This window comes from Variovorax saccharolyticus (assembly GCF_030316765.1).
Lineage (GTDB): Bacteria > Pseudomonadota > Gammaproteobacteria > Burkholderiales > Burkholderiaceae_C > Variovorax > Variovorax saccharolyticus.
Genome location: NZ_JASZYT010000003.1, coordinates 50,575 through 64,657, shown reverse-complemented (window position 1 = coordinate 64,657; position 14,083 = coordinate 50,575). Strand labels below are relative to the sequence as shown.

At 73.5% G+C, this 14,083-nt stretch carries 7 protein-coding genes; all 7 read left to right on the top strand.

Annotation, left to right across the window (positions count from 1 at the left end; all coding sequences use genetic code 11):
• Positions 1-2: 2 nt before the first annotated feature.
• Entirely contained in the window at positions 3-2,273 is a 2,271-nt protein-coding gene (locus QTI45_RS10920) for a putative baseplate assembly protein (RefSeq protein WP_286654356.1), read from the top strand.
• Between the two features lie 136 nt (positions 2,274-2,409).
• Positions 2,410-5,199: a phage tail protein gene (locus QTI45_RS10915; protein ID WP_286654355.1), complete on the top strand. Its 2,790-nt coding sequence runs from the start codon at positions 2,410-2,412 to the stop codon at positions 5,197-5,199.
• A 369-nt stretch (positions 5,200-5,568) separates the two neighbouring features.
• The gene (locus QTI45_RS10910; RefSeq protein WP_286372765.1) at positions 5,569-5,883 is read left to right on the top strand and encodes a hypothetical protein; all 315 of its coding nucleotides are present in this window, start codon (positions 5,569-5,571) and stop codon (positions 5,881-5,883) included.
• Positions 5,884-5,901: 18 nt separating this feature from the next.
• A complete protein-coding gene (locus QTI45_RS10905) occupies positions 5,902-6,441 on the top strand; it encodes a hypothetical protein (RefSeq protein ID WP_286654354.1) in 540 nt (179 codons plus the stop codon).
• On the top strand, positions 6,438-7,343 hold the full coding sequence (locus QTI45_RS10900) for a hypothetical protein (RefSeq protein WP_286654353.1): 906 nt from the start codon (positions 6,438-6,440) through the stop codon (positions 7,341-7,343). The genes QTI45_RS10905 and QTI45_RS10900 overlap by 4 nt, the downstream gene beginning before the upstream one ends.
• Before the next feature lie 22 nt (positions 7,344-7,365).
• Positions 7,366-8,976, top strand: a complete 1,611-nt coding sequence (locus QTI45_RS10895; protein ID WP_286654352.1) for a hypothetical protein — start codon at positions 7,366-7,368, stop codon at positions 8,974-8,976.
• A gap of 43 nt (positions 8,977-9,019) precedes the next feature.
• Positions 9,020-14,071, top strand: a complete 5,052-nt coding sequence (locus QTI45_RS10890) for a hypothetical protein (RefSeq protein WP_286654351.1) — start codon at positions 9,020-9,022, stop codon at positions 14,069-14,071.
• The last annotated feature ends 12 nt before the right edge of the window (positions 14,072-14,083 follow it).

Here is a 14,083-nt window from a genome sequence, read left to right as displayed (position 1 = left end):
CCATGCCCATCCTGCCGCCTTCACTCGACGACAGACGCTTCGACGACCTGGTCGAGGATCTGATCGCGCGCATCCCGGCCCACACGCCGGAGTGGACCAACCCGCGCCTCGGCGACCCGGGCCGCACGCTGATCGAGCTCTTCGCCTGGCTCGGCGATGCGCTCCTGTACCGCGCCAACCTGATCCCGGAGCGGCAGCGGCTGGTGTTCCTCAAGCTGCTCGGCATGGGCCTCAAGCCGGCCCAGCCGGCGCGCACGGTCGTCAGCCTGGGCTTCACGCAGCCGACCGAGCTCGGCGCCCACACGCTGGCGCCCCACGGCAGCGTGAAGGCCGCGCTGCCTTTCGAGACGCTGGCCGAGATCACCGTGCTGCCGCTCAGCGGCGAGGCCTACATCAAGCGCCGGCTGAGCCCGCAGGAGCGCGCCGACCGGGCCGATGTGCTGCAGGGCCTGGCTCGCATCCATGGCATCGCGGGCACGCCGCAGGGCTACGAGACGACGCCGGTGTTCGCCGAGGGCAGGGCGGTGCCCGGCGGGCTCGATGTCTTCGGCCAGAGCGCCGATCGCGCGCTGTGGGTCGCGCTGCTGGCGCCGGTGGCGCCGCGGACGGTCGACCAGCCGGACGTGAACGGCGCGGTCAAGCTGGCGATGGGCAGCGGCGGCGCCAGCGGCCTGCCGGCGCTGCTGTCGGTCGGCGTGGTGCCGGCGCTCACGATGCCGGCGCCCTTCGAGGATGTGGCGACGCCCGCGCCGGTGCCGGTGCTGTGGGAACTCACGACGCAGGGCGCGAGCGGTTTCGCGACCGACTACCTGACGCTCGGCGTGCAGCCCGGCACCGACAGCAGCGGCGGGCTGGCGCGTGCCGGCAGCTTGCGGCTGCAGCTGCCGGGCCAGCGCGACATCTGGGCGCCACCCAACGACGTCGGCATCAACCCGCTGGCCGGTGTGGGCGATGCGCCGCCGCGGCTCGACGACCCGGACCGCGCGGCGCGCGTGGTCGCCTGGCTGCGCCTGCGGCCGAAGCCGGGCGAGAGCGTCGATTCGCTCAAGCTGGCCTGGCTCGGCATCAACGCGGCCGAGGTCGACCAGCGCACCACGGTGGCGGCGCGCGTGCTCGGCGTGTCGACCGGCGCCGGTTCGCAGAGCTTCTCGCTGCCCTTCGGTTCGGTCGATCCGTCATCGCTGGGGGTGCAGGTCGAGGAGCCGGGGCAGGGCTATCGCGACTGGACCGCGGTCGACGACCTGGCGGCGGTCAGCGCCGATGCCGGCGTGGCGCGCGAGGCCCGCGTGTTCCAGCTCGATGCCGAGGCCGGCACGCTGCTGTTCGGCGACGGCGTACGCGGTCGCGTGCCCGAACGCGAGATGCGCGTGCGGCTGGCGAGCGGGCGCTTCGGTGGCGGCCGTGCCGGCAACCTGCCGCCGGGCAGCATGGGCGAACTGCGGGCAACACGCATCGACGGCCGCGCCGCGCCCGCGATCACGGTGCAGCAGCCGCTGGCGGCCGAGGGCGGCGAGGATGCCGAGACGCTGGCCCTGGCCGAGCGCCGCATCCCCGCGATGCTGCGGCACCGCGACCGCGCTGTGACCGAGGAGGACTACCGCCGCTTGTCGGAAGAAGCACCGGGCATCGACGTCGGTCGCATCGAGGTGCTGCCGCGCTTCAAGCCGGCCGACCGGCGCTTCAACGTGCCCGGCGTGGTCAGCGTGATGGGGCTGCCGGCCGCGCCGCTGCAGCCGGCGCCGAACCCGCGGCCCGACCGGCCCTTCATCGAGCGCCTGCATGCGCACCTGGCGGCGCGGGTGCCGCTGGCCACCGAGCTGTACGTGATCGGCTGCGACTACGTGCCGCTCGGCATCGCGGTCGCGGTGCGGCTGCGCGACGGCTTCGCGCGCGACAAGGTGCTGCTCGAGGTGCGCGAAGCGCTGCGGCGCCTGCTGTGGCCCCTGGCGCCGGGCGGGCTCGACCGCAAGGGCTGGCCGCTGGGCCGCGCGGTGCGCAGCCGCGAGCTCGAGGTCGAGGTGTCGCGGGTCGACGGCGTCGACGAGCTGCGCGGCATCACGCTGTTCCAGCGCAACGGCGACGCCTGGCAGGCGCTGCCCTCGATCGCCTCCGACGGCGCGCAGATCCTCGCGCTGCTGGCCTGGCAGCTGCCCGAGCTGCTGGCGGTGGTCGCGTTGGAGGGCGATGCACCGCCGAAGGATCTGTCGGCGCTGCCGAATCCGTTCGCGGAAGACAATGCGGTGGCGGTGCCGGTTGTGCCGGAGGTCTGCTAGATGAAGCCGAGCTCTTGCACTCTTTGCGGCGTCGAGGCGCCGGAGCGGGCTCACGCCGACGGCGTACTCTGCTCGGCACGCGCCCCGAACCCTCGAGGGTTTCATCGACCGCATGCCTCGCGAGGCGGGCACTGACATGGACTCCAACGGCCTCCGCTTCTGGCAGCTCGCCGACCGGGCCGCATGGCCCGACCTGCGGCATGCCGGCGTCGCCGGGTCGTGCGCCGCGCTGCGGCTGGCTTCCGAACGCACGCTCGTGCCGGCGCTGGCACCGGCGGCCGCCTTCGTCGCCGCCCAGGCCGCGCTGGAAGAGGTGCCGCGCGCGGTCGATGCGCTCGAATGCGTCGCCAGCTGGGACGGCGGCCTGCGCGGCGTGGTGGTGCACGGGCCGCTGCCCGACGACGTGCTGCTGCTGGAGCTCGAGGAGACGCCGAGCGATCTCTGCGTCGCGCACGACGGCGTGCTGCTCGTCGCGCTCGCCGGCCGCGTGCTGATGCACGACCTGCGCGACCGCTGGAGCGATGTGCCGGTGGCGCTCGAGGGCTTCGTGGCCTGGCGCATCGCCCCGATCGCGGCCGGCGGTGCCTGGGCCCTCGAACGCACCAGCGGCCGCGTCGCGCGGCTGCATGGCAAGCCCTTGCGCGCGCAGACGCCGACCACCGACATGTACGGCCCGCAAGTGTTCCGCCCGCAACCGGAGAACGGCTGCCCGCCGACGCTCGAGCTGTTCGCGGCGCTGTCGCTGGGTGCCAGCGAGCGCGTGCTCGCGATCGCCGACGACAGGACCGGCGGGCCGATGCTGCTGTGCTGGCTCGATGGCCTGGGCAGCGCGGCGGTGCGGCGCTGGAACGCGGCCGAGGCCCGCTTCGATGCGCCGCTCCGGCTCGAGGGCGCCGCCTATGCCTATGCCCTCGCGACGCTCGACGGCGACCGGATCGTGCTGCGCGTGCCGGGCCGGCGCGATGCACCGGCCTTCGACCTCGGGGCCGCCGATGCGCAGCGCCGCGTGCTGCCGCTCGGCGAGGTGTTCCCGCTGAATACCGCGGCGCGCGAGGCAGCGTTCTGCGGCGGCGTGCGCGAGAACGGCCAGCCGCCCCATTACCCGGTGGCGGTGCGCCGGGCCGAGCCGCTCCATGCCTTGTCCTACCAGACTGCCGCGCGGCGCGGCGAGGCGCGCAATTTTCTCGCCGCGGCGGAGGACGATTTCCGCGCCTCGATGATCGACAGCGGCGACACCACCACGGTCTGGCACCGGCTCAACGCCGAGGCCGCGATTCCGCCGCACTGCGGCTTCGTGGTGTGGCTGGCCGCGACCAACGACGCCCGGCCGCCGGCCGACGACGACGGCACGCAATGGCATCCGCATGCCTTCGGCCGCGAGGCCGCCGCCATCGACGAGGCCGCGCGCGGCCCGCAGGTGCCGTGCGCCGCGTGGGACCGGGCGCCGAGCGAGCTGGCCGGCCATCCGGGCCTGCTCGCGGGTGAGCGGGTGCCGGGCCAGCGCGGCCTCTTCGGTGTCCTGGTGCAGGCCAGCCGGCGCCGCGTGCGCGCGCTGCAGGGGCGCTACCTGTGGCTGCGCGTGGTGCTCACGGGCGATGGCCGCGCGAGCCCGGAGATCGTCGCGCTGCGCGCCTGGGCCAGCCGCTTCTCCTACGTCGACCGCTACCTGCCGCGGGTCTATCGCGAGAGCCTGTTCGGTGATGCGGCACTGGCGCCGGGTGTCGGCGCCGGCCGCATCGAGATCGCGCACGCGGCGGCGCTCGATGCCGGCGGTGCGCTCGACGACACGCTGCGCGCCCGCCTGATGCTGGCCGGTGTGCGGCCCGGCGCGGCGGCCTCGGTGACGGTCGAACGCACGGGCCAGGCCTGGCTGCTGCGCGATGGCGCGAGCGCCTGGCGGCTGCGGCGCGAGACCGACACGCAGGGCGCAGTGCCGCTGGATTTCATCGCTCTCTACCAGCCGCAGGCCACGCCGGCGGATTTCAATGCGCGGCTGGTCGCGAATTTCGAGGGCGTTCTCACGCAGCTGGAAGACCGCGTCGCGGCGGCCCATCTGCTGAGCGATCCGCAGGGCGTGCCGGAATCCAATCTCGAATGGCTGGGCGCCTGGATCGGTGTGGCTTTCGATCCCGCATTGCCGGCGGCGCGGCGGCGCGAATGGCTGCGCGCGGCGCCCGACCTGGCGCGGCGCCACGGCACGCGCGACGGCCTGCGGCTGGCGCTCGACGTCGCCAGCGGCGGCGCGGTGCGCGGCGGCGAGATCGTGGTGGTCGAGGACTTCAGGCTGCGCCGCATCCTGGCGACGCTGCTAGGCGTCGACATGAGCGATGCGCACGATCCGCTGCTGCCCGGCCTGCATCAGAGCGGCAACTCGATCGTCGGCGACACGCTGTTCGTCGGCAGCAGCGAGGGTGCGGAGCTCGCGGCGCTGTACGCCGATGTCGCGACCAGCGACAGCGAGGATGCGGCCGCGCTCGACTTCCTCGGCCGCCTGGCCCATCGCGCCACGGTGCTGGTGCACCAGGAGCTCGAACCGCAGGACTTTGCGCTGATCCGCCGCATCGCGCAGCTGGAAGCGCCGGCGCACGTGCTGGTGCGCGTGGTGGGCGCGACCTGGCCTTTGCTGGTTGGCATCGCCAGCCTGGTCGGGGTCGACACCTACCTCGGTCCGCCGCGCGCGCCGCGGCCGGTGCGCGTGGGGGTCTCGTCGATCGGGCTTGGCGATCGGCTCATCGGGCCGGGTGTGCTCGACCCGCGTCTTGCGGGCAACACGGGGGTGCTGGTCGGGCCGCCTGTGGCCGATGCGGGAGGCGACCGCGCTGTGACTATCGGTACCAGCTTCGTGCTGGATGGCAGCGGGTCGCGGGCGCCGGAAGGGCGACGCATCACCGAATACCGGTGGCGGTTGCTGCCGCCGCGGGACTGAAACTTGTGAGGTGTGCATGACGCTTCTTTGGAATCGGATGGCTTGCTACGGTGCGTGGGCTGCGGCGGCGGGCGGCATGCCCCGGGCCGGCCGACGTCACCGGCCGCTTCGCGGCTGCCCTGCGCTGCTCACGGTACGCGGGGTCCGCGCAAACTCGCTCCGCTGCGCTCCACTCAAACACGCGCGGCCCTTTTTCCGCGCACCGCTGCGCTGCTCGGCGGTGCCTCAACGGCCAGCCCAGGGCATACCGCCCGCCACCGCTGAGACGCCGGGGTTGCATTTGCGTTGGAGACGTTCGGCCCGTACCGCGTGCCGGGCGCCCGCCCCTGCGACCACATCCGAAACTTTCATAACCCAGGAGAAATCCCCATGGCTGAATTCGTGATCGGCACAGACATCAGCACCGCCGAGGCGGTGATCGAAGTCACGGTGAACCCCGACAAGCCGTTGCCCGTGGGCCGGCAGATCTTCCGCCTCATCGTGGTCGACGACTCGGGCAACGAGTCCAAGCCCGACCAGATCGTGGTGATCGTCGCCGACCAGGGCGCACCGACCGCGGTGCTCGCCGGGCCGCAGACCGTGGCCTCGGGCGCCAGCTTCAAGCTCAGCGGCGAGCGGTCCTTCGACGTCGGCGGCGGCAAGGTCGTGAAGTACCTCTGGACCTACGTCGGCCCCGCCACCTGAGGAACGGGAGGACGCACCATGGTCGCCTTCACGATCGGCAGGCCCGTCACCACCGATGTCCCCGGCATCGAGGTGGACGGCCTGCCCGCGGGCAGCCATCGCTTCCAGCTGGTCGTCGTGGACGACGACGGCATGCGCTCGCAGCCCGACCAGATCGTGGTGCTGGTGCGCGATCGCGTGGTGACGCCGATCGATCCACCGATCGTGCGGCCGCCGATCGGCGGGCCGGCGGTGGACCCGGTCCGGCCGCCCGTGACCGGGCCCGTGATCGGTCCGGTGCGCCCGCCCGTGGTCGGGCCGGCCGTCGATCCGGTGCGTCCGCCGGTCACCGGCCCCGTGATCGCCGGACCGGTGATCGCCGGCCCGGTCGTGAGCCCCGTGCGCCCGGTGGTCACAGGCCCGGTGGTCAGCCCGGTGCGCCCGGTGGTCGCCGGCCCGCTGGTGTCGCCGCTGGTCGTGCGCGCTGCCGGCCCGGTGCCGCCACCGCCCAAGCCGGCGGCTACAGATGAGCCGACGCCACCGAAACCGGCACGCAAAAGCAAGAGGAGTAAGCCATGACCATCCTGGCCACCAGTGCCGATCCGCTGTTCGCACAGCCGCGCGCCGAGCGGCCGGCCTATGCCACCGGCATGCTGCTCGATGCGCAGGACTTCAGCGACGAGCAGACCTACCATCGCGGCCGGCTCGCGCTCGCCTTGTCGCTGCTGGCCGGCGGCGGCACGTTGGCCGGGTTGCTGGTCGAGCATCAGCCGCAGAGCCCGACCCAGGCCGAGGAGGTGCGCGTGCGGCCCGGCGTCGCGGTCGACCGGCTCGGCCGCCTGGTCGAACTGCCGCGCGCCGCCTGCCGCGGGCTGGCCGACTGGTTCGCCGATGTGGCGGCGGCCGATGGCGGCGACACCTTGCGCACCAGCGCCTACGGCAACCTGCAGCGCTTCGTCTCGGCGCGCTTCCTGGCGGCCAATCCGGCCTTGCCCGCGCGCGCCGTGGTGGCCGATGTCTACCTGCGCTTCGCACAGTGCGCGGTGGGCCTCACGCCGAGCTTCGCGGCCGGCCCCTTCGATGCGCTCAATGCGGTGTCGACATCGCGCATCCGCGATGCCTACGAACTGATGATGGTGCCGCGCACCGGGCTCTCTGACACCCAGGCCGGCCTGCCGCTGCCGCCGGCCGGCCCGCTGCTCGGCACCGGCAGCCCGGCCGAACGCAGCGCCGCGGCGCAGGATGCCGTGCTCGGCGGCTATGTCGCCTCGGGCCACGTCGGCGGCACCGCGCAGGGCCTGCCGCCCGGGCCCGAGCATCCGCCGCTGCTCGACACCAGCGCGGTCTTCATCGCCCGCGTGCTGCTGCCGGTGGGCGCGGCCAACCCGCCGCAGCGCACCGTCGGCCCGCCGCTGGTCGACAACTTCTCGCGCCGCTTCCTGCCCTCGATGCCGCTGTTGTGGCAGTCGGCCGGCCTTTGATCGTCCTCTTCCGGAGCCCGCCATGGCCACCCAATTCCTCGATTCGCGCAGCTCGAACTTCTCGAACGTCGCGCGCGGCGCCTCGCGTGAACAGATCGCCCTCGAAGAGGTGCGGCGGCTGCGCGCCAGCGGCGTGCTGGTGGAGGACGCGCGGCGCGAACGTCCGCGTTACTTCGACGGCCGCTTCCTGGCGGCGCGCGACCTGATCAAGGACCAGCAGTACTTCCTCACGCGCGAGGCCGACCTCGGCCGCGCGGCCGGGTCGGGCGTCGCCACCGGTCTCGAGGTCGACCTCGGCGACAGCGCCTCGCAACTGGTGATCGGAGCCGGGCAGGGCATCACGCCGACCGGCGAGCTGGTGCTGCTGCCGGCCGAATTGCGCATCAACCTGAGCGACCTGCCGCTGGCCGAACAGCTGTCGGCGCGCTTCGGCCTCGGCCGCATTCCGGCGGCGCCGATGCGCAGCCGCACCGGCCTCTTCGTGCTGGCGCTGCGGCCGGTGGAATACACGGCGAATCCGATCGGCGCCTACCCGACCACGCTGACCGGCCCGCGCACCGTGGAGGACGGCGACGTGATCGAGGCCACCGCCGTGACGCTGGTGCCGTGGCAGGACGATGGCGCTGCCGATGCGCTGCAGGCGCGGCGCGCGCATGCGGCGCGCACGATCTTCGTGCAGGGCGGCAACGCGGCCGTCGCCTCGGGCCTGCTGCCGCTCGCGATGCTGGCGCTCGAAGGCAACCGGCTGGTCTGGATCGACGAGGCGATGGTGCGGCGCGAACTCGGTGCCGACCGCGGCGACCTGCCGGGCCTGGGCTTCGCGCCGCGCGCGCTGCGGCTCGCCCACCTGATGCAGCACACCACGCACCTGGAGGACGTGACGCGCCGGCTCGGCGGCCGCAGCTTTCCGGCGGCGACGCAGTTCCAGGCGCTGCCGCCGGCCGGCCCGCTGCCGCCCGGCATCATCGCCACCAACGATTTCACGCAGCGCTACTTTCCGTCCGAGGTCGATGTCGACTTCTCGGTGATTCCCGAAGACGAGCTGCCGGCGCTGGTCGAGGAATCGCTGGCGCTGCCGCCGATCGACCTGCAGGACAGCGAGGCCGCGCTCGACCGCACCGCGGTGCTGGTGCTGGCACCGGTGCCGCGCGCCGACTGGCGCGCGGTGATTGCGCGCCTCGAATCGCGGGTGCGCACGCTCCGGCCCGCGGCGCCGAACCAGGTCGCGCTGCGCAAGCCGCTCGAGATCCTGACGCGGCTGCGGCTGCCCTTGCCGCTGCCGGCGCCGGCGCCCTCGGACGCCGAATGGACACGGCTGGCCAACCTGCCGCGGCTCTGGTATGTGCGGCGGCGCAATCTGGCCTACCGCGACGACCTGGCCGGCACACCGCTGGCGGTGACCGGCGGGCCGACGCCGGCGCCGGCCGCGCCGCGCGCGGTGCGCATCGCGACACCGGCCGAAGCGCCCAGGGCGCCGGCCGCGAAGGCCGCGGCGAAGAATGCCGCGACGAAGAAACCCGCAGCGAAGAAGACCGCCAAGGCGCCAGCTGCCGAGCCGGCGTCGCGCTCGACCGGCCCGAAGGCATCGTCGCGTGCCGCGGCGAAGAAGGCGGCCGCCAAGAAGCCCGCTTGAAACGCGACCGCATCGAACCCCGAGCCCGCCACAAGGAACCGCCATGGCCATCCGACCCATCGCCACGCCGCTTGCCGGTGAAAGAGTGCTGGCGCTGTCGCCCGAGAACGCGACCGACGCTTCCACCTTCTGGCAGCGGCGGCTCAACCTCTTCGCCGGCCGCGCGCTGTCGGCCGGCGCGCTGGCACAGCGGCAGGCCTGGCAGGCCGGCCACATCGCGCAACGCGGCCAGGACTGGGTGCCGGGCACGGTGGACGGCTTCGAGGCCGTGGTCCGCGGCGCCGTGGGCGGCCGCCGCTTCGCCGACGTCGAGGTGCAGATCGCGGCCGGCCGCGGCCTTGCGGTGACTGGCGAGGACGCGGTGCTGCGCCAGCCGCTCGCGACCACGCTGGCGGACGTGCCGGTGGTCGCGCCGCCGGGATTCTTCGTGGACGGCAGCGGCGTCGGGGCGCCGACCGCCGACGGTTCGCTGAATCCGCGCGAGATCGGCGCCGCGCTCGGCGCGCTGCCCGCGGTGTCGCGGGCGCGGCTTCCTGCCACCGGCATCCTGCTGCTGCAGCCGGCGCTGGCCGACACCTCGGAGTTCGACCCCGAGGACCCCTGCGAGCGCTCGGCCTGCGACGAAGGCAGCACCGGCGACCCGAGCGTGTTCGAGGACTGGCGCATCGGCGACGCGGTGCGGCTGCTGTGGTACGTGTGGCCGAGCGAATGGCGCGCGCTGCCGGCGCCCGGTCCGGGCGCGCGCAATGCGCTGGCCTGGACCATCTTCGAGGCCGAGGCCGACCTGCCGGCCGCCAGTGCGCTGCCCTGGGAAGGCTGGGGCGTGCCGGTGGCGCTGGTGCAGCTGGACCTCGCCACCGAGCAGCCGCTGTGGGCCGATCGCGCGAGCGTGGTGCGCCGCGGCGGCCTGGCGCGCAATGCACGGCTGCAGCTCGCCACGGGCAGCGCGGGCGCACCGCTGCTGGTGGCCAGCAGCCGGCTGCCGTCGCTGCAGCAGGCGCGCATCGAGCAGTTCGCCGAACAGGTTGCCGCGCTGTCCGCCGAGACGGTTCCCACGCCCGAGCAGCTGGCGACTTCGTTCCCGGGCTTCCTGCCGCCGATGGGCCTGCTGCCGCGCAACTGCTACGAGCCGGTGACGCGCCGCAGCGCCTTCTTTCCGGCCGGCTTCGACATCGACGCGGTGCCGGTGCCGGTCGAGCAACTCGACATCGCGGCGCGCGCCAACGCCTCGCTGGCGCCGCTCGGCATGCGGGCCGCCGAGAGCGTGCGGCTGCTGGTGCCGGTGCCGCTGGCCTCGTGGGAGCCCCGGCTGCTGATCACCGACGAGCGGCCCGATCCGGAGTTCCAGCGCACGCTCGACCGCTTCCTGCTGGTGCGCTCGCGCACGCTGGGCCTGCGGCAGGGGCTGCGGGTGCGGCAGTCGGTCTTGCAGCACGGGCTCGACGGCCGGGCACCGCAGGTGGTGGCCTGGAACGACGACGACGCTGCGGTCGAGACCGAGTTCCTGTCACCCTGGGGCCCGGCACCGGCGGGTGGCGGCCATCGCAGCCGGCTCGTGGCCGGGCTGCACCAGCACTACTTCGAGCGCGCCACGCAGACGCTTGCGCCCGGCGGCGAGCGGCTTTACTGCTGGGTTCACCTCGACCCCGACCATCCGCCGCGCACGCTGATGCTGCAGTGGCACGTGGCTGGCGCCGACTGGGAGCACCGCGCCTACTGGGGCGAGAACCTGATCGCCTTGGGTGCCGACGGCACGCCCTCGCGCCGGCGCATCGACGACCTGCCGGTGGCGGGCGGCTGGGTCCGGCTCGAAGTGCCGGCAGCCAGCGTCGGCGTCGCCAACGCCACGCTCGACGGCATGGCCTTCACCTTGTTCGATGGCCGTGCCGCCTACGGCATGACCGGCAGCGGCAGCGGCGCCACCGAGCGCAAGTGGTTCTGCAACGTGCTGCCCGACGGCGCCCAGCGCTTCGGCGACGACGGCTGGGAGATGCTGACCGCCAACGACCTGTGGACGCCCTTCGAGCCCACGCTGGGCGTGCTGCCGGCCACCCCCGCGGCGCCGCCCTTCAGCGCGGGCGGCCACGCGGATGCACCGGCCAAGGGCCTGCACCTGCACAGCTACGACATCGCGCTGGCGCCGACGCCGCGGCCACCGGCCTTCGCGGTGCAGCCGGCCGAGAGCCTCTATGCCTGGGTCTATCTCGACCCCAACGATCCGCCGCGCGAGATCCAGCTGCAATGGCGGGTGCGCGACGGCAACATCGCGCGGCGCGTCTACTGGGGCTGGAACCTGATCCCGCCGAACAGCACCGACACCCATCCGGGCTTCTACGCCGGCCCGCTGCCGCAGCCCGGCGGCTGGGCCCGGCTGTCGGTGCCGCTGGCGGTGCTGGCGCTTCCCAACGGCGCTTCCTTCACCGCGCTCGACTTCATGCAGTTCGACGGCTTCGCGGTGTTCGGCCCCACGGGCGCATTGGCCGTCACCTCCACGCTGCCCGGCGCGCCGCTCACCGAGCGGCCGTGGATCGCGATCACCGATGCCGCCGGCGGCGGGCCGACCACCAACCCGGGCTGGAACCTGCTGAGTTCGGCGCAGCTGCGCGCGCCATCGACCGCCTCGATCAACGGCAAGGTGGCGGCGCTCGACGAGCTGTTCGTGCACCCGGCGCTGCAGGTGCTGTCGGCGCATGAGCGCATGCAGCTCTACCTGCTCGGCATCGATGGCTTCTCGGCCTACCTGAAGTCGCGCACCGACCGCGCCGACGACCTGGTCGACTACGGCTTCGTCAAGGTCCAGACCGATGTCTACCGCGTGCGCCAGCTGATGCTGGGCACCACCGCGGCAACCCGGCTGGCGGTCTCGCCGGTCCTGGCGACGATCGCTCAAGCCGAGACCGCGACCGCCTCGCAGGAGCAGATCTCCAGCTTCATCGCCGACCTGAAGAAGAAGGTGGTCGCGACCCCGCCGCCTGCTGCACCGGCGGCCCCGGTGCGCGCGGTCGCGCGAGCCGCTGCCGCGGCGGCCACGGTCGGCGCGCGGGCCGGCGGCCTGCTCCTTTCGCCGCTCGCGACGCGCGTCGACACCGGCGTGATCTCGGTCGGCGGCAGCGTCGGCACGCGGATCGGCACCGGCGTGATCGGCACCACGCTGGGCGACACGGCGATCGTCAAGGCGCCGATCTCGACCGGCCTGGCAGGCAGCCTCGGCAGCAAGGCCGAGCTGTTCGACAAGCGGGCGCTCGGCGACATCCAGGTGATCGGTGTAGGCGGCGGCAAGGCCGCGCCGCCGGCGCCGCCATCGCCCGCCGACGTCTCCAACGCCGACCCGCTGACCGGCAACGCCTTCATCCGCACCACCACCATCGCCAAGCGGCTGGAAGACCCGAAGTCGAAGGAGGCGCGCGACTACGCGACCTCGTCGCGCTACGAGGCGGTGCTGTCCCTGGTGCGCTTGGCCGACACGCTGACCGAGGAAGACGGCGGCGTCACGCCGGGCCTGTTCCAGGACGTGTCGATGCGCGGCCTCGACGGCGACAGCTTCCTCGACGACCTCAAGCCGCAGGAAGGCAGCCCGCCGCCGCTGGAGCGGCCCTTCACCGATTTCCTGGTCAAGCGGCCGCTGCTCGGCGCGCTGCTCAAGGTGCCGACGCGGCTGCCGGCCGGCCAGACCACCGGCGACCCGGACGAGGGCGCGATGTTCTCCGACAGCACCGACCTGTCGGACCACGTGGTGGCGCTGATGCGCAAGATGGAAGGGCGCATCAAGCTGTACCGCGATGCGATCGCGGTCTGCAACGGCGCGGCGCTCGGCGTGCGCGGCGCGGTCGCCGCGATCGCCACGCGGCTGGTCGCCGTGGCCGACGAACTGGCCGAGGCGCGGCACGACGTCAGCGTCGCGCGCTCGCTGCTGGCCGAGGAGACCGAGCGGCTCGACGCGGTCAACGCCCGCCGCATCCGCATCCTGGCCGACGAAGTCAAGTTCCTGGCTTTCGTGCGGCCGCGCGAAGTCGAGAACCTGCTCGCCACGCCGACCCATTCGGTCGACCCCGGGCTGCTCGAAGCGCCGGTGCCGGCCTGCCTGCGCGCCCATCCCGACGTGCCCGACGAGATTGCCGACATGATGCGCGTGGTGCGCGAGGCGCCGGCCCACTGGTTCGTCGCCGCGCCGCCGATCCTGCGGCGGCTCGACCGTTCGGAGCCGCTGCTGCGCATGGTGCAGGTGGCCAAGACCCGGGCGGTCGCCGGTCTGGCGACGCCGATCGTCGCCGCCAGCGCCGGCGTCACGAAGATCAGCCAGGCGATCGCCAGCGTGGCGACGCGGCAGGTGCAGGCCTTGGCGCCGCGCATCACGGCGATGCAGACGCTCGACCTCGGCGCGCTCGCCGGCCTCACCTGGCAGGGGCAGCGCGTGCAGGCCGAGCAGGTGGTGTCCTTCGCCGACCTGGCCGACGGCGGCCATGGCCGCGCCGATGTCGCGCGCAGCGCCGCGGCCGAACTCGAGAACATCCGCAGCATCGCGGTCTGCCTGCATGCCGAGTTCTCGGCCGTGCTGCCGGCGCTCCGGCTGCAGTGGGCCGAGACGCTGTCGGAGTTCGATGCGGCGCCCAACCTGCGCAACCTCGCGAGCCTGCCGCGCTGGTCCGAGATCGCTTTCGAGGACCGCCGGCAGATGCAGGCCTACGTCGACTGGCTGTTCGGCCAGATCGAGCCCGACAAGCCCGATGCGGTGGCGCTGGTCAACGACGTGGTGCGCATGTGCCTGCTGCTCGCGAGCCATGCGCCGGTGGACCGCATCATCACCGGGCGCCTCGCGCGGCCGATGCCGGCGGTGGTCGTCGGCACGCGGATCCCGCTGCTGGCGATCGATGCCTCGAAGCTGCGGGTGGGCATGCAGGCGGTCGCTTACCGCGGCGAGCAGGTGGTGGCGCGGGCGCTGGTCGAGGACATCGGCAACGCCGAGATCTCGGCGCGCGTGGTGCAGACGATGGCGCTGCAGGTCGACCTCGGCACCGACGTGCGGATCCACTTCGACGACGGCGCGATGCTGAGCATGAAAAACGCCAGTGCCAAGCGCACCCTCTTCGGACGTTGATCGAGCTTCGCC

Coding starts and splice junctions, on each gene's coding strand:
- QTI45_RS10920 (WP_286654356.1), top strand. CDS start 3: ATGCCCATCCTGCCGCCTTCACTCGACGACAGACGCTTCGACGACCTG.
- QTI45_RS10915 (WP_286654355.1), top strand. CDS start 2,410: ATGGACTCCAACGGCCTCCGCTTCTGGCAGCTCGCCGACCGGGCCGCA.
- QTI45_RS10910 (WP_286372765.1), top strand. CDS start 5,569: ATGGCTGAATTCGTGATCGGCACAGACATCAGCACCGCCGAGGCGGTG.
- QTI45_RS10905 (WP_286654354.1), top strand. CDS start 5,902: ATGGTCGCCTTCACGATCGGCAGGCCCGTCACCACCGATGTCCCCGGC.
- QTI45_RS10900 (WP_286654353.1), top strand. CDS start 6,438: ATGACCATCCTGGCCACCAGTGCCGATCCGCTGTTCGCACAGCCGCGC.
- QTI45_RS10895 (WP_286654352.1), top strand. CDS start 7,366: ATGGCCACCCAATTCCTCGATTCGCGCAGCTCGAACTTCTCGAACGTC.
- QTI45_RS10890 (WP_286654351.1), top strand. CDS start 9,020: ATGGCCATCCGACCCATCGCCACGCCGCTTGCCGGTGAAAGAGTGCTG.